Here is a 17011-nt window from a genome sequence, read left to right as displayed (position 1 = left end):
GAGCTTTTTCCTGTGAAAAAGCTTTTTTTTACTCCAAATAGCCGATCCTTTCAGATTTCAATGCAAAAGCTAAACCTAAGTCAGTCTCTTTCCCAGAAGCTTTCCCCTCAACAAATCCAGTTTATCAAACTGCTGCAGGTGCCTACCGCTGAGTTGGATTCAAGGATCGAAGAGGAGCTTGAAATAAATCCTGCCCTGGAAGAGGGGAAGGACGAGCCGGAGCAGACTCAAGAAGAGGACTTTGGGGATAGTAGTGAAGAAGAAAGAAACCGGGACGATCAAGACCTTAATCTTGATGGATATCTCGACGATGACTATGGCGGCTATAAGATGCAGGGCGATGGCAACTATAACTCGGATGACGATGACCGTGAAATCCCGATTTCCTCTCAGTCATCGCTTCATGAGCAGCTCATCTCTCAACTTTCGTACTTGAAGCTGGATGAGCGGCAGAAGATCATAGGGCAACAGCTCGTCGGTAGTATAGAGAATGATGGCTACATCAGACGCGATCTAGAGGCGATCATCAACGATCTGGCTTTCAGCCAAAATATCGAAACGGACATCGATGAAATGGAGGAAATCCTCCGTAAAATCCAAAATTTTGACCCAGCGGGAATTGCCGCACGAAATCTTCAGGAATGTCTGACCCTGCAGCTGGAGCGTAAGGAACATCCCGATGATCCGGTCGTCATGCACGCTCTGTTGATCGTGCAGGATTGTTTTGAAGAATTTACCAAAAAACACTATTCCAAAATCCAAAAACGTCTGGATCTCGATGAAGAACAGATCAAGGATGCCGTCAATTTGATCACCAAACTGAATCCTAAGCCGGGAGGAACGTCCGACGGTTTGGTCAGAACGCAGTATATCATCCCGGATTTTATACTTTCGAATGTGGGCGGAAAGATGGAAATCAGCCTTAACTCCAGGAATGCGCCTGAGCTTCGGATTTCGAGGTCTTATGCGGAGATGTTTGATGCCTATGATAAGAGCGACAAGAAGGATAAAAAACTGAAGGATACGGTTTCTTTTGTCAAGCAAAAACTGGACTCGGCAAAGTGGTTTATCGATGCGATCAAACAGCGGCAAAATACATTGTTGAGAACCATGGAGGCAATTTTGACTTATCAGAAGGAATTTTTTATAGATGGCGATGAGACAAATCTGCGGCCAATGATTCTGAAGGATATCGCGGAACGGATCGATATGGATATTTCCACCGTATCCAGAGTGGCCAACAGCAAGGCTATTCAGACGGAATTCGGAGTGTATCCACTGAAGTATTTCTTCTCCGAGGGCATCGCCACCGATAGCGGCGAAGACGTGAGCAACCGGGAAGTGAAGTTTGTGCTGCAAGGCATGGTGGATGCCGAGGACAAGAAGCGGCCGCTTTCTGATGATAAATTGGTGAAGATGCTCAACAAAAGAGGCTACAACATTGCCAGGAGAACGGTGGCAAAATATAGGGAACAGCTGCAGATTCCGGTAGCGAGACTAAGAAAAGAACTGTAGTGCAGAGAGGGGTTGCCTTATTTCTTACGATATTGTTCCAACCACTGCTGATCCCAGCCTTGGTTTTTGCCTTGCTGCTTTTTGTAGTTCCGGAAGCAACCAGTATTCCAGAAGCGTTCAAAACGCGCATATTTCTCCTGATTACGCTTTCTACTCTGTTCATTCCGTTGGTCACAATCGTTGGACTTCGCCTCAGTGGGACAATCAAAAGTCTGCATATGCCAGAGGTGAAAGACCGCAAATTGCCCTTTGTCATTGCGACACTGTACTTTATGGTGACCACCTGGTTTCTACACCAAAGACCGGAATTCGATCCCGTCCTCTGGCAGGGGATGATGGTCATTTCCATTTCGGTGGTCCTGTTGACGGCGGTTAGTTTTTTTTGGAAAATGTCGGCACATATGACCGGACTAGGTGGGTTGCTCGCAGTTGTCTTGGTTCTCGGTAGGAAATTTCCCACGTTTGAGGTCCTTTATCCGCTGTTGGGTGCACTGATACTTTGCGGAATTGTTGCGGCGGCAAGGCTGTTTTTACAAGCACATCGTCCATCGGAGGTTTATGCGGGATTGGTCGCGGGATTTGTGATTTGCTGGTTCGGTTTCAACTGGATTTGGGTTTGAAAAAAAATCGAGATTTTACACGTTAGAAATTAGTTTTTAGAACCAAGTCGGAAGAGGGTGGAGGATCGAAGGGGATAACATCCTCATTAAAGTGCTCACTGTCCGTAACCTAGTTTGAAAAAAAAATGCCCCCAAAAAGAATTTCTCTTTCTGGAGGCATTTGAGTTTTTGACTTTTTTCTGACCTAGAAGACGGAGACGGCCAAACCGAAGTTGATCTGACTAGCTTGAGTGGCGTAAGGGCCGCGACCTTTCTCCCAAACATCATTCAGGTAGAAATTTCCCCAGACATAAAATCCGGGCGAACCTGCTTTGACTGAGATTGCATATCTAATTTTTTCTAAGCCATATTGCTGAGAATCTTTGATTTTTCGCTTGTCAAATCCCGCAGATTCGTATTTGATTTTCGTGTGTGCTTCATAGAGAAACCCAACTTTACCTCCAACGCTAAACCGAAAGCTTTTGGCGTAGTTGTTTTTGTTAAGGTGATATCTCAGATCGATAGGAACTTCAAAGTAGTTTGCAGAGAAGTTGTTGGCCTTGATCAGGATGTTGTCCCCATAGACTTCGGTCACGTCCAGCAGTTCAGAAGAGTTTGAGCCAAGATCAGGATTGTTGAAAAGGTTCTGATCGTCTTTGAAAGCCAGCTTGTCGGTGCCAACGCCAAAACCAGGATTGAGCGTAAAACCGGAATTTTTCCCCATCAGGTAGAGGGGAAATTGATAGGATACATTGAAGGTTCGCGAGCCAAAAAAATCCACTCCGATTTCGTTTGGACGGTTAGTTAACTGATTGAAGCCAAATTCGAAATTTAGGTCACTCGGGATATTTGGGCGGCCACCGATCGGCGTTTTTGGTTTAGTTTCTGATTCCTGCGCCTGCGCAAAATGAAATGCAAAGATAGCTAGCGACAGTGTAAATAATTTTTTCATCAAAGAGGATTCAATTCTGTAGGATGGGGGCAAAAATATAAAAACCGTAATGATTAACCCCCTAAAAGCTCTTAATTATTCTTAAGTGGAGAAGGAGTGCCTCTGGATATTTCAAAAAATCTTGGGGCAGAGGATTTGGAAAAAATAGATTTATAGATACCTTTGCAAACCAATTCGGCTTCGTAGCTCAACTGAATAGAGCACCTGATTACGGCTCAGGAGGTTTCAAGTTTGAATCTTGACGAGGTCACAAAGCTCAGCCTAACCGCTGGGCTTTTTTTGTTTTCGGATTTAAAGGTGCCAACACAAAACGGTGGGATTTATTTTTGAGTAGTTAAATGAGGCCGTCGATCAGATGAGCTAGATCGATTATAGAAAGGCTGCGAAAAAGGAGCGCTGATAATTAAGAAAATGCGAACGTTCTAGGAGAGGGTTTTAGACTTAAACAAATGGTGTTTCCCCATTCTTTTTTTTAAGCCAGTCCTTTTCTTTAATTTTAAACCCAAGGGCTAAAAAATCTATGCGGAAATACCTGATGCTGACAGTAGTTTTTGGAATGTTTGGTTGTGAAGGTTTTAACGACGTCACGGAAACAAGTGGGCCCTGCACGATTTTATTGGTTAATGGTGCTTCCATCTCGACTCAGGAAACGATCAAAATCATGGAAAGCACCAACATCATCACCTACCGTGATGCGGATGGCAAGCTATGGTCTATCCCACCTGCGGAATACAGCTCGTATTCCTGCGGCCTCTAGTCCATCGCGTCTAAGATCAATACCCAGTCGTTTCCTCTGCCTTGACTAGGCGGAGACACGTCTACAAACTTTTCATCCGTATAATTTTCGGCTGCAAAACTCACTCCCGTGCGAGGGTCGTACCAAGTAGACTTCACAGTTTTGCCCGGAAACGAGCTGATATTTAGTTGAGCGGGATTCCCTTCGGGAAAATATACCATCGCAAAGTCTCCGGTCGTAGAACGTGTTGCAGCGAGGTGTTGCATAGGGCGTTCTGGATTGGTCGCAATCAGCGACTGATCAGGAATTCTGGAAAAGTAAGTTCGGCTAAGCATCAGATTTTTAAGATGCTTGACTTGGTTAGCCATCTCCAAGTCCAGAGACTTATTCCAGGGTTTAAGTGGGGCGTTTACTGGTGCTCTGTCCAAGTCATACATTTGCCAGACGGCATGGCAGCCGTAGGTTTGCCCCGCTGCCCCAGCGAAGACATTCCAATACATAATCATGCGTATGTCTGCCGCCTCACTATAGCCTTGATTTTTTGCATCAAAACATTTTGGATGCTCCTCGTACATCGGTTCGCCATCGATGGTTGGCTTGGTTGGAGAAAGTGTATAATCATGGGCGATTTTTTCGAAATTTCCGGTGTCTGGGCAGTGTCCGGTTTGATGCATGTTGAAACTCAGCCATTCCTCCTGATGAAACCAGTTGGAGCTGCCGCCGAGGTCGGCAGGTTGGGGATGAAAGGTCATCAAAATCGGGTTTTCAGGATTTTGGCTTTCCAATATTCCTTTTGCCATCTGGTTCCAGACTTCGATGTCTTCCGATTCCTTTCTTGGATTTCGGTCTCCGCCCAATACCCAAACAAGGTTTTTTCGGTCTTGGTATCTCGCTCCGATCCATTTGCCGTAGGTATATGCTGTCTCCAAATCGAATATTTCTGGGCCGACTCCCCAGTTGTGTTTGAATAATTTGTCGCCCCAAGTAGGAAGGAGTGCAATGTGTATTCCACTTTTTTCTGCCAAATCCAAGATCAAATCGACGTGTTGGAAGTATGCTTCGTTGTATTCCCATTTTTCTAGGTTGGAAAAGGGTAGCTCACCGTACGCATTGGGCGTATTGAGCCCGTCTAGTTCTGCCAACACCACGGCCTGTACGACATTGAAGCCTTGTTCTTTTCGCTTGTCCAGATAGTATGTCGCTTCCGCTATATCCAATCGATGAAAGAGCTCCCATGCCGTATCTGCCATCCAGAAGAAAGGTGCCCCTTCCGGAGTGGTAAGGAATCTGCCATTTGGATGCACCTGGATCGGACCCTTTATATCTTGCGAAAAAGCAAGCAAAGTCCAGAGAGTCAGAAGTAGTGAAAGAATAGTGGACTTTGCGTTCATTGGTCAGCTTGGGAAAAAAAAAGCAGCCCGAAGGCTGCTTTCATAAGTTAATGAGCGGCTGCAGTAGCTGGCTTGGAGCCTTTCTGCCAGATAAAGAAGATGATGAAGAGAACAATCAAGATACCCGGGAAGATCATTATTTTCTGGAGGGTCTCTTGGCCTGCTGCCAATTCCAAAGCACTACCAGTAAGTCCGGCAGCACTATGAGTTGCCGTAGAGGTGTCGATCCATGATCCGATGAACGGTTGGAAGATCGCCGTGGAAAACATTCCCACGCCCCCGATGATGGACATGCCCAAGGCACCAGAAAGCGGTACTCGCTGAGCAACGGCGCCGATCATCACTGGCCAGAAATAACATACACCGATTGCAAAAACGAAGGCGGCAAGGTAAGCCATGGGGCCCGTTACTGTACTGAACATAAAAATTCCCAATGCTGCGAAGATGGCTCCTCCGAGCAATACTCCGGTTTGTCCCAGGGCTTTCACCACCGGGCCGGCGAAGAATCTGCCTATAGCCATCACACCTGTAGTCAAAGCCAAGATCAGCATCGGGCTAGCACCGCTTGCGCCCATGATCAGGCCTACCCACTGCTGTGGACCGAATTCGGTAATTGCTGTCAACGCCATAGCGAAGAACAGGAAGATAAATACTGGGCTGATCATCGCCTTCAGGTTGCTACCGAGAGACGCTGCACCTTCTACTTTTGGCTGAGGGAAGGTCTTTCCAAAGAAAAGAACCGCATAGGCGATCGTAGGGATCATCATTACCCAAACTTGAGTTTGCCATGCAAAGCCCCCATCGGTCATAAATTTCGACACTAAGCTTCCTAAAACGATCCCCCCGGGGAACCACATGTGAAATCTGTTCAGCATCTTATTCAGAGTGACACCAGAGTACATGTCAGCGATAAGCGGGTTACAGGCTGCTTCAGTACATCCGTTACCAAAGCCGATAAACAGAGTAGAAATCAATAGGGTAGTATAACCGTCAGCAAAAATGGTCATCAAAATACCCAAGGTATGTGTCACAAATGCTATTCTCATAATGTTGGCCGGGCCAATAATATGATAGAATAGCCCGCCTAGGATCATCGAAATAGGGAATCCCAAGAACCACATCGAATTGATAAACCCAAGCTGTTCGGCGGAAAGTCCAAATGAATCTCCCAGCTGTGGAAGAATGCCCGCCCGAATGGAAAAGGAAAAGGCAGTGGTGATGAGTGCCAAACAGCTTGCGTTGAAGAGGGCACTTTTGTTGATGGTTTGCGTCATAAAAGAAGGTGTTTGGTTTTTGGGTTGAGTAAAATAAGGCTTTGAAGCGGCTCAAAATAGAAAAAAAAAAGGGTTTTGCTTTCCCGTACTTTAAAATATTCCTTGAAAGGAAAACCCCGCTATTGGATTACCAGTAGGGATCCGGTGGTTTTTTCCTCAAACCCAAAGACGGAATTTTTTCCGATAAAGATTACCGCATAGGTCCCCGGTATAATATAAGACCCGTTGCTTTTGCCGTCCCATTTGAAAATAGCCTGATCACTGGAAATGTCCTGGGCCTGCTGGTGAAAAACCAGAGAACCCTGTCGGTCGATAATGAACAATTCCGCCTCGGTTATGCCTTCGCTTACCCGCATTTCAAAGCTCCTTGCGGGGTCTCCCAAGACCATGGCATTTGGGTAGACGAACTCAAACGGGCAGCCGTCATAGGTTTGGAAGGGAGCGAGAAACTCGCAACCATCTATCGTGACTACTTTGAGGAGAAACTCTCCTACCTCTGATGGAGAAAATGTAGGATCTGTAGAGACCAGATCTCCTTCAAAATACCAATAATATTCTGAGTATTCTCCTGGGTTGATTACAATGCCCCTCGATCCCTTGGCACAGACGCCGTAAGAATCTTCAATTGTCGGCTCATCAAGTAGAATGCTATTATCTACATGGATAAAGTTTCTCCCCATTTCACAACCAATTCGGTTGTAGACTACTGCCTCGTAATTTCCAGGTTTATCTACTAGGATCTTTTTCTGGTTAGTGTATTGTGGAAGATCGATTTTGGGTCCATTTACAGCATCCTCAAAATAGATCCACTCGATTTTATTGGCCAATGTAGTGTCCATCGTCAGTGTGACCCAAGCCGTACCCGGATCCGGGCAAATTTTATCGGCATTCAAATCCACAACTATATTGAATACCAAGGTTTCGACGGTGAAATTGACCGGTGTAGCTGGACAATAGGCGATTCCAGCAGGCTGTACTAGCAGGGAAAAATTCCCGATAGTTGGGGCATAGAATGTCTTTCCTCGGCTCATGATTTCATTTTTATCATTGAGCCAACGGATGGACGCATTGTCTATCGCTGACGAACTTAGCCCACTCCCCTCGAGGTTGGCTTTATATATTTGATTTCCATAACAATCTGGTTCGTAGGTATACCCAAAAGAATACGGTAAAGATTCGATGGCAGTGAATTTCTCAGATCTGGAACAATAGCCAAAGGAAGGATCTGTGCTCTCTCCCAAAAGCTCGTACTCTCCCCCTTGGGTCAAGACAAAGGCTTGACCAGCGGGCAAGGTTTGCGTGGTTTTATCAGGATATGTCAGGGTGAAGATCAGCTCTTGGTCCGTTTCAGGAGTAAAATCGAAGCTCTCACAAATTATAATACGGGAAGGCTCATCGAAATCGACCACCGCTTTGAACGGCACAATCAATTGCTCAACAGGATAGATACAGTTATCTATTTCGATTTCTAAAAGATAAGTTCCTCCTGGTAAAGGAATTGTCAAACTGGATTGATCCTTAAAATCATCGCTAACAAAAAAGCCTCTTCCTCGACCCAAAATCCGATAGGTTCCAGTTACCGGTCCCTGTGTAAACTCGACCTGAACCGATCCGTCCCCGTCGCATGTTTCAGGAGATATCTGAACAGTAGGAGTGCTTGAGGGAGAGTTTTGGCTTTCAAGTGTGAATAGGACAACGATTTCACATCCTTTGTAATACCCTACCGCAGTGTAAACCCGAGCCTCCAGCCCGTTGATCGTAGCGGTCTCATTTCGATTCATATTCACCTTTTGAAATCCAGCCTCAAGGACAAAAAGGGAATCGATTGGAGAGGATGCAGTCACCTCAATAGCGCCGTCAAATGTTCCGCAGCTGTCGGGCTTTTTTAGCGCCTTGACGGTTAAATAAGCTCCTTCGGTTACTTCGAAGGTTGCCATACGCTCTGAAGTGCAGTCGGGATATTTAGGGTCAGTGACGCTGAGCACAAGCGTGTATGTTCCTATTGAAGTTAAATCTGCCCCACCTATCGAAACTTGGTAGCCTCGATCCACAAGAGTCCTAGTAGTGGAATTGGGCTGGACCAGATACCAATCGCCTGGACTCGTGCTGTTCGTGGTTGCGGTTAACTGTTGCCGCTGACATAAGGTTGTCTTGCTAAGTCCAATGGTGTAATCGAGCGAAGGTCCGGCAAAAGTCGATCCTTCAATCGGACATAGTTTCTGCCCATCTGTCCCCAAGAAATGCAATTTGTAATAATAGAAACCTTCTTCAGATACCGTGATTGTGTTCGTGTTGCCGATGACAGCGCCACTGCCATTTTTCCACTCGAAGACGTATTGGTCAATGTTTGGGGTGGCGGGACTGATCACCGTCATGTCGGTAGGCGAGTTGCCGCAAAGTAAATAATCGGGCAAAACAGTCAATTCTGGTCCTTGGACCACCAGAACTGATTGTGTCTGATTTAGAATTATGTCAGCGTTTCGACGTACACTCAGCTCGACCCGATAGGATCCCAGTGCGTAGAACCAAACTTCAATTCTCTCATACTGAACACCGCCGGAGCGTTGGAAAACCAATTCGCCATTTGGACCAAATACATTCCAAGTATATACATCAGATTCAGGGTTTCCGCCTGCACTGAATACGCCCAGGACTGAGCCAAAAACATTACACAGACTACTAGGGCCTACCAGTTCCGGGTCGACCCTAAGGGGCGAAGTGAGTTCGGTTACCAAAGGAGTTGATGCAATACCGCCTCCCCACATAAAAAGTGAAACGAGTAAACTCGCCCATACCAAAAGTATCCTAAACTTCATTTTTGGTGATTAAATGTTTGCCAAAGGCATGGTTGAAATTTTGGGATTATCGCTAAAGATAATTTTTCTTTTTTGGCGTTCGGTAATTTCCTTTTGAGAAAATGCACTGTCTCGCTTAAGTTTTAACGTACTCTAATCGGGGCACACCGCATGATTCGAAATTTGGCAAAAGCTATTCCAAGATTCGCCAGCTTTGAAGATCAAACCTTGAGTTTGTCCTTTGTGGCCGTATTACTGTTTTGCAAATATACTTTGCTTAGGAAGAAGTCAGTATATTTTCCTCATTAAGCTGTCGATTGATTTCTAATTATCCGGTTCGGCTTATTCCTATCTGATGAAAAACCAATCAGTCGTAGAGCTCATCGGCTCCGAGAATTCGTAGCCTTCTAGGTCAAATGCTTTCAGGTCTTCGGGATCGGACACTCGATTTGTGATCGCGAAATTGGTCATCATTCCTCGGGCTTGCTTGGCGAAAAAGCCAATGGTCTGATAGCTTTCATTTTTGAATTCCTTGAAATGAATGTTCACCACCGGCGTTTTTAGGGTTTTTAGGTCTACTGCTTTGAAATATTCCTGCGAAGCCAAGTTGACAATCGGCCTTCCCGCGGCCGCTTCGTTTATTGCTTTGGCGATTTTTTTATCCCAATATTCGTAGAGATTCTTTCCCTTTTTGGTTTCCAGCCGGGTACCCATTTCCAACCGATAGGGCTGAATCAGATCGAGCGGCTTCAGCAATCCATACAATCCGGAGAGAATCCTCAAATGTTTTTGTGCGAATTCAAAATCAGCCGCCGAGTAAGTCTCTACGTCGATTTTGGTATAGACATCACCGTTGAACGCTAAGATCGCCTGCTTGGAATTTTCCGGGGTAAACGCCTTTTCGAAAGTTTTATAACGCGTCTCGTTGAGTTGGGCCAGATTTTCACTCAGGTGCATCAGCTCCGCGATTTCCTTAGAAGATTTTTTCTTCATCACGCCTACGAGTGCTTTGATATCTGAAGTGAAGTCAGGAAAGGTGTGTTCTTTGAAAGCTGGGACGCTATAATCGAGAGATTTCGCAGGGGAAATTAGAATTAACATACTATTGAATAATCGTAATCGCTTTGGTTTCTGTTTTCGTGATGTTTTGGACTCTGGAGGAATATTTCACCACAACCGCGTAGGTCCCGTTCGGTACAAATTTCCCATTGACCACACCGTCCCAAGGACAAAATGGCTGTCCGGGTTCCACATTTTCGTGTTCGCAGTAAAATATCAGCTCTCCCCATCGATTGTAGATGAAGACATCAATCGTGTCAATAAAGTCATTGGCATAAAGGATAAATCCGCGGTTGGGATCGTTGAGCACGACGCCGTTTGGATAAGAGATCAATAAGCGACAATCCTCAATGACGACGAACGTAGTGGAATATCCGCACCCCAAATCGTCAGAGACGTTTAGTTCGTAGGTGCCGGGCAAAGTTGGCGTGAAGATCGCGTCCTGAGAGACTTCCACTCCATCGAGCAACCAGCTGTAGTTATCGTAGGCACCTGGATTGATACTCGTGGTGACGCCTTCTACCGCGCAGATGGTGATTTGCGAGGGCACAATCGGAGGTGGAATGGTGGATTTGACTACCGAACCATTTGCACGCCCGAGTTCGCAACCATATTGGCTACGTATCAATACCTCATAGGTGCCTTCCGCGCCGACTTCGATGATGGGCAGGTCGTCAAATTGCGGCAGGCGGGTGCGTGTACCGGCCACCACACTATACCATTCGATCTCTGCCACTTCGGATAAGTCTCCGATGACGGTAATTGTGGTGCTTGTCTGATCTACGCAAAATGGAACTACGTCTAAGGTAATGGGCACGGCATTAGTCTGGATCTCCGCTGTAAACGGGATCTCTGAGGTTGGGCAAAGGCCACCGTCGGCTGGCTGGACTTCCAGAGTGTAATTTCCATCTCGGCTTGGTACAAAAGTCTGACGTCTGCCGACGATCACACCGAGATCGTCTTTCCAAAGGAAAATCACATCATCGGCTACCGCGTTGTTCAATATCGCCTCATAACGTACGCCTACTTGACAATCGACAATTGGGCCAGAAAGAGAGAAATCAAGTGGTACGGTAATCGACACATTCATTTCGATTTCTTTGGGGCAATTGACACCGGCTGGATCTATCCCCAGAACGGTATAGACGCCAGAGTTGGTAAAGGTATACGCTCCGTTCGAATCGGGCGAAATGGACACTCCCGCGGCATCGGTAACCGTATAGGTCAACGAATCTGGGCTGGTAGGGGTGAAAGCAAAACTTTCACAGGCCGTGACAGTCGTCGGCACAGAAAACACCACCTGGAGTTTTTGCGCGATGGAATACAGCGTCGGGTCAGGCACTGGACAGCCGGCGGCATCAGCCACTTCTACCAGATAATCTCCATGGGGCAGTTCAATATCAAACGATGCCAAGTTCGGAAGCTGCCCTGTAAATACCTGCCCATCGCCCTGTCTTATCGCAGTGTAGGTGCCGACTTGAGCAGCGCCATTGTCAAACGAGATAGTGATCCTTCCGGGTACCACAGCAGTGGAAGAACAAGTTTCGTCGGCAGGAGCCACTGAGAACGCGTAGGGTGCAGGAGGATTCTGATTTTCGATCGTCACTGAAGTAGAATAGAAACAACCGGTGCTGTTTTCCGCTTCGATCGTGTAGATGCCTGGCAACACGTTGGGTACCGGGATGATAGTTCCCGCAGCTTGATTGGAATAGGTCAAAGCTAATTCTGGAATTCTAACCTCTGCGGCATCACCTTGTAGCGTGATTTCGAAAGCCCCATCTGCGGTCGCGCAGTCTGTGGCTGGATTGGTTTGTGCCGCAATTAAAATCGGCAATTCATTAACCATGAGGTTTGTTTTTTTCTCGATGATACATCCTGCCAAGATCGGATCCTCAGTCACGAATATCAGCTCGTATAGGCCTGGGCCTGGGAGGGTGTTAATGAATAGTTCCAATTCGAAAAATTCACCCAACGGGACTCTCGTACCACTTGCATTTAAATCATAAAACCATTCGCCAACGATCGGGGTGTTTGGAGCGAAAATCACGGAGGTTTCCTCAAAGCAGACTTCGGTAGCTGTCTGAGTCAGTTCAAATTCGAAAGCGGGACCGACAAAGACTTCTGCGGTTGCGGGGCAGGTTTGGAACAACAAAGCCTCATCATCCGGAATTCCCGCCGGCAATCTGAAACTTACCTTGACCGTGTAGATGCTTTCGTCAATCACCTCAATGGAGTTGGAGTTTTCATCCCCAAAAATTTGACCTGCAGCATTGGTCCATTGGAAATCATATAGGCCATCGGCGGGATCATAGCCGTCGATCGCAGTGAGCGTCACCGGGCTTCCTGCGCATAGTGTAGCATCAGAAGCTAAAGTCAATACCGGGGGCTCGACCACCTCAAGTTCTCCTTCTGCTTCAAAATATGTGGGGTCGCCGCACCGATCCACGCGCAGCGCGATAGTGTATTTTCCTGGGGAATTGAAGATTTGATCGAGATTCTGAAATTGGTCTCCAGGCCCCCCATAGTCAGCCCGTATTACCGTGCCGTCTTCATGAGTAATAGTCCAGAAGTAGGAGTCAATATCCGGTTCCCCGGCACCACCGAGAGTAGCGCTGGCGCCGAGTGCGGGATCTAGACAAAGTCGGGGCGGGAAAGAAAGTGCCGGCTCTGGAATGGAGCTGCCGGAATTTTGAACAAAAGACGGGAGTCCAAGATTGGAAGTTCCCGGCATAGGTTCGACTGCGTCCTGATTGAAAGTGCTCGTGCCGCTGCATCCGGATCCCACCTGGATCTGACCGATCCGGTTATCGCCGACGACCGCCACATAGATTTGTCCATCTGATGCGATTTGCAATGCGCCAAGATTTAGGCTAGCAGTACCGCCGACAGCTTTTTTGGTCGTAAGAATACAAGCCTCACGTTCAGCTCGCGAGGAGGCAGAGTCAAAACAGGCGGGACAACTTGTCGCGTCTGGATCGTCGTTTTCGACTTCCTTAATGATAAATTCTTCGATTCCTGGCCCTCCATTCCGGTAGGAAACCAAAATTCGATCGGAATCTTGGTTGAATTCCAGTCCATAGACATCTCCGTCGCATCCGAGATCTACCCGCGCGTATTCGGTGAGTTTTCCGGTCTGCTGGTCAAATTCAAAGATCTCGGTTTTGTTACACCCACCTTCGGAGATGGTCACGGCGAGCTTCGTGCCATCTGGGCTGAACTTCATCGCACCTACTCCCGAGTTGAATCCATGGTTGCTTCCTACCGAACTCAGGACGGGTTGCCCGATGCCATTCCCGGAGACTGGATACGCCCGAAAGGTATTGTTTCCCAATTCGTGAAACATTACCCAAGTGGTGTCACCACTAGAAATGGCTGCCGATTGCTCTGTTGAGGGGCTAAAAAGGAAATTGTTTTTGGTGACCACGTTGCCGACTCCATTTGCGTTCTCGGCCTTGATATCTACCATAGAGAAACTGACAGAATTAGTTCCACTGGCTGTAGCTTGGGTGGTGAACAGATAAAAGAGAGTGGGTTGTTGAGGTACAGTCACCGCAATGACGGATTGACTGGCTGTATTGTCGCCTCCGATGCTGTCTCCGTTTGCCATGATATCCCCGTTGAGATCCCATACTTTTTGCCCGTCGGTAAAAAACAGTACTTGGCCAGCCTGATCCGAAATCGTAGTGGTTCCCGCCGGGATATTTTGCGGATGTCTCTGCGCTATTGGTCTGGGAGTCGGGGCGGTGGAATCATTCGGATCTGGGTTAAAGTCCAGTCCGGCGCCGTCTCCAAAATACCAGATGTTGTTCGATTGATCCGGAAGATCCCAGATTTTTATCCTGATCTCAGCATAGGCGTAGCACTGGGAGCCAGGCTCCCGCACCAGTGCCCAATATAAACCCGGAAGGCAGACCTGATTGGCCTCTTTTCCGATCCATCCTTGATCCCGCTTGTTAGACCAGAAGTATTCGTAATTGTCTTCGCTGCCAGAAGGTGGCGCTTCCCCGTCGCCTCCTGCGGCCTGAGCCTGGAGAAGTGGATCCAGGTCTATGCAGGATAAGCACAACGTAGTGTCTGACGGGCTGAAGTTTGCTTCAAGATTGTTTTCTGTCAGCGGGATGGTTTTCGGCACCACTTGGGTGCTTCCATCGGCAAACTCAACTGTGAGCGTGACCGATATGCTCGTCCCTTGTGCCGCATCCTGAGGGATCAGAAAGTGCTCTTGACTATAGTCTGCAGGAAGTGGATTGCCGAGTGAATCTACCAAGGGAGGAGAAAATTCCCAGTTGAAGGAGACGGCTTGGTAGTTTTCGGGAGTGATATTGCTGGTCAGCTGCACGGGATTGTTGGAGCAGGGGGCAGCCGGATCCCAGGTAAAGTCAACACTTGGGCTTATGTCTGCATTGGGCGCAAATACCGGGAACACTGTTCCGCAAAAGTCAACGCCAGCAAAGGGATCTTCTTCCAAATTGACTAAGGTGAGGTCGAGTTCATTCGGGTTGGTTACCCGCCCGATCAGTTGTGGCCCACCGGCTACTTCCTCATAGATGTAATACAACTGCCCATCTGGTCCGACTTTAACATCGTAGAGTTGGTTCAGCCCGGGGGTCAGAGGGATTTCTTCGGGTGTGGCACTCAGGTCGGTTATCGGTACCCGGAATAGTTGATTTCCTCTGGAGAAATAAATTAAAGAATCATTCGGAGAAAAATCCGCTCCGCCGATCTCAGCCGATCCTCCAGACTCGGCGACCGGTGTCGGAGTGCCAAAGGTCCCCGTAGCACTATTAAAAGGAATCACCAGAATGTCGTCGTTGACGTTTTCGGAAATAACGATCAACTGGCTGCTTTCCTCGTCAAAGACGATGGACTTTGGAGTGAAGGGGATTCCGGCCGTGGCTGTTTGAGTAAAGTTCCCTTGGGTAGATTCCAATCGGTTTGAAATCAAATTGCCTCCTTCGAAACTAATCAGATAGGAGGGAGACGCGGTAGTTTTCACGACCAGCAATGCGCCGGACGCAGGTCCAATAACCTGATCTTTGACAATGACTTCGCCTAGAGGCCGCTCATTTCCGCTGGCCTGACCGAGGGCATTCATGTCCACTACCGCATATTGAAGTTGGCCGCCAGGAGAGAGATAGAAAATATAGAAGAGCTTATTTCCGTCAGGATCGTATTCGAGAAATCCAGTGGCTACTTTTTGCCTTCCGTCTATATCTCCGTTGAGTCCGGGAGCACTGCCTTGAATGGGGGAGGAGCTGTAGTCATAGACCAAAACGCCGTTGGTGGAAAACAAAGGCTGGCCTGTGATCGGGTCAATGGCGAGCGCATTGTTGTCTGCACCGATGATGACAGTCCCCGGCAAAGTCTGAACAGTTGCGGTTCCGCCTTTTCCGAAGGAAAGATAGTTGTTTTCAGAGCTTGGGCTGCAGTACCCAAAAATCCACTCATTTTCATTGAATCCTTGAGAATTTGCCAGATGACTAATTCCAATAAAGCTCAGAAAGATGAAACTTGTAAAAATTAAAATGAACCTTATGGAAATAGGTCTGCTTTTCATATTTTTCGAACTGCTATCTAAAACAAGCCAAAGCCTGGATCGTTTAGAAGCTAACTGAATACTCAAATAAACGAACAATTCCTTGTTACGGTCTCTTCAAAGTTTGGTTTTTTTTACGGTTTTTTGTCTTTGCCTGACCTTTACCGCTTTGGCGCAAGATCCCCAATATAGCCAGTATTACGCAGCTCCTCTTTACCTGAATCCTGCTATGGCCGGGGGTGAACTTACCGGACGTGTTGGTTTTAATTACCGCAATCAGTGGCCTTCAATCGACGCTCAATTCACGACTTTTTCCGCCTATTATGATACCTATCTACCTGAATACAATAGTGGTATAGGTATACACGTAATGCAGGATACAGAGGGCGCGGCTAAACTTCGCTCTACTAGCATTTCGGCTTTGTATTCCTATGAATTAAAGATTTCGGACGGCATGTATTTTCGCCCCGGATTCCAGGTTAGTTACATCCGAAGAGAAATCGGGTTTTATGAAAATTTGATTTTTGCCAACCAAATTAATCCAAGCGACCCATTTGGGCCAACCCTGCCGGGGACGGATATTCCGGGCTTGGGAGACCCTATCGGGATGCTTTCCCTCTCCGTTGGCGGATTGTTTTTCACAGAGAATCTCTGGGCAGGGTTTTCGGCACACCATGTCAATGAGCCTAACCAGTCTTTTATAGATGGTGCCAGCCCGCTACCGATGAAGCTTTCCGTACATGCAGGCTACCGAATCAGCCTCGGCGACGGCCCCATGCGAGGGGACTTTACCCACATGAGAAGACAACGCGCCTTTACCCCAACGGTGAACTACAAGTGGCAGGGGCCATTTCAACAGCTGGATGTCGGTGCCTATTTTACAGTTGAGCCGATAGTGTTTGGACTGTGGTATCGGGGGCTTCCCTTTAAGCCGGTCAACGAACAAAGCAACCGCGATGCGATCGTCATGATGTTTGGTGTCAATCTACTGAGTGGGCTGAATGTCGGGTATAGCTTTGACTACACCGTTTCGAAGCTGGGTATCCAATCTGGTGGAGCACACGAACTGAGCTTGTCTTGGACGCTTCCCAATGGCAATCAGGGAAAGCCTTCCAGAAGGGACACGGTCCTGCCTTGTCCGAAGTTCTAATCCC

General features: G+C 47.4%; 10 protein-coding genes and 1 tRNA gene. 5 read left to right on the top strand and 6 right to left on the bottom strand.

Translation table 11 applies throughout. The annotated features are described in order from the left end of the window. Window positions 1-60 precede the first annotated feature (60 nt). Together rpoN and ABD031_RS09475 are read left to right on the top strand one after the other, a co-directional pair. Window positions 61-1515 carry an RNA polymerase factor sigma-54 gene (gene rpoN / locus ABD031_RS09480; protein WP_343850706.1) on the top strand — a complete coding sequence of 485 codons (1455 nt, stop codon included), beginning with the start codon at window positions 61-63 and terminating at the stop codon, window positions 1513-1515. Window positions 1516-1547: 32 nt separating this feature from the next. After that, window positions 1548-2135, top strand: a complete 588-nt coding sequence (locus ABD031_RS09475) for a phosphatase PAP2 family protein (protein WP_343850704.1) — start codon at window positions 1548-1550, stop codon at window positions 2133-2135. Between the two features lie 184 nt (window positions 2136-2319). On the opposite strand, the gene ABD031_RS09470 is transcribed toward ABD031_RS09475, so the two are convergent. Then, window positions 2320-3066 (bottom strand): porin family protein, encoded by a 747-nt coding sequence (locus ABD031_RS09470; protein WP_343850702.1) that lies wholly within the window; start codon window positions 3064-3066, stop codon window positions 2320-2322. Window positions 3067-3242: 176 nt separating this feature from the next. On the opposite strand from ABD031_RS09470, the gene ABD031_RS09465 reads away from it, so the two are divergent. Next, window positions 3243-3316, top strand: a tRNA-Arg gene (locus ABD031_RS09465). A 270-nt stretch (window positions 3317-3586) separates the two neighbouring features. Further along, window positions 3587-3823: a hypothetical protein gene (locus ABD031_RS09460; protein ID WP_343850700.1), complete on the top strand. Its 237-nt coding sequence runs from the start codon at window positions 3587-3589 to the stop codon at window positions 3821-3823. Here the strand turns inward: ABD031_RS09460 and ABD031_RS09455 are convergent. The 5 genes from ABD031_RS09455 to ABD031_RS09435 form a co-directional block, all read right to left on the bottom strand. Then, entirely contained in the window at window positions 3820-5193 is a 1374-nt protein-coding gene (locus ABD031_RS09455) for a glycoside hydrolase family 140 protein (RefSeq protein ID WP_343850698.1), read from the bottom strand. The genes ABD031_RS09460 and ABD031_RS09455 overlap by 4 nt on opposite strands. Before the next feature lie 47 nt (window positions 5194-5240). Next, window positions 5241-6467 carry an MFS transporter gene (locus tag ABD031_RS09450; protein ID WP_343850696.1) on the bottom strand — a complete coding sequence of 409 codons (1227 nt, stop codon included), beginning with the start codon at window positions 6465-6467 and terminating at the stop codon, window positions 5241-5243. 119 nt (window positions 6468-6586) lie between these two features. Further along, on the bottom strand, window positions 6587-9283 hold the full coding sequence (locus ABD031_RS09445; protein ID WP_343850694.1) for a T9SS type B sorting domain-containing protein: 2697 nt from the start codon (window positions 9281-9283) through the stop codon (window positions 6587-6589). Between the two features lie 327 nt (window positions 9284-9610). Continuing rightward, window positions 9611-10363, bottom strand: a complete 753-nt coding sequence (gene yaaA, locus ABD031_RS09440; protein ID WP_343850692.1) for a peroxide stress protein YaaA — start codon at window positions 10361-10363, stop codon at window positions 9611-9613. A gap of 1 nt (window position 10364) precedes the next feature. Continuing rightward, the gene (locus ABD031_RS09435; protein WP_343850690.1) at window positions 10365-15878 is read right to left on the bottom strand and encodes a T9SS type B sorting domain-containing protein; all 5514 of its coding nucleotides are present in this window, start codon (window positions 15876-15878) and stop codon (window positions 10365-10367) included. 82 nt (window positions 15879-15960) lie between these two features. Here ABD031_RS09435 and ABD031_RS09430 point away from each other — a divergent pair, with 82 nt between their 5' ends. Beyond that, window positions 15961-17007, top strand: coding sequence for a PorP/SprF family type IX secretion system membrane protein (locus ABD031_RS09430; protein WP_425542729.1), 1047 nt, complete (start codon window positions 15961-15963; stop codon window positions 17005-17007). Window positions 17008-17011 lie beyond the last annotated feature (4 nt).

The sequence above is a fragment of the Algoriphagus jejuensis genome, from assembly GCF_039523455.1.
GTDB classification, from domain to species: Bacteria; Bacteroidota; Bacteroidia; order Cytophagales; family Cyclobacteriaceae; genus Algoriphagus; species Algoriphagus jejuensis.
Note: the sequence above shows the minus strand (reverse complement) of the source record. Positions and strands in the feature narration are given on the sequence as shown.

Bases quoted from the DNA above. Each gene is read 5' to 3' on its own strand.
- ABD031_RS09450 (WP_343850696.1), bottom strand. From the start codon at position 6,467: ATGACGCAAACCATCAACAAAAGTGCCCTCTTCAACGCAAGCTGTTTG.
- ABD031_RS09455 (WP_343850698.1), bottom strand. From the start codon at position 5,193: ATGAACGCAAAGTCCACTATTCTTTCACTACTTCTGACTCTCTGGACT.
- ABD031_RS09470 (WP_343850702.1), bottom strand. From the start codon at position 3,066: ATGAAAAAATTATTTACACTGTCGCTAGCTATCTTTGCATTTCATTTT.
- ABD031_RS09460 (WP_343850700.1), top strand. From the start codon at position 3,587: ATGCGGAAATACCTGATGCTGACAGTAGTTTTTGGAATGTTTGGTTGT.
- ABD031_RS09445 (WP_343850694.1), bottom strand. From the start codon at position 9,283: ATGAAGTTTAGGATACTTTTGGTATGGGCGAGTTTACTCGTTTCACTT.
- rpoN (WP_343850706.1), top strand. From the start codon at position 61: ATGCAAAAGCTAAACCTAAGTCAGTCTCTTTCCCAGAAGCTTTCCCCT.
- ABD031_RS09435 (WP_343850690.1), bottom strand. From the start codon at position 15,878: ATGAAAAGCAGACCTATTTCCATAAGGTTCATTTTAATTTTTACAAGT.
- yaaA (WP_343850692.1), bottom strand. From the start codon at position 10,363: ATGTTAATTCTAATTTCCCCTGCGAAATCTCTCGATTATAGCGTCCCA.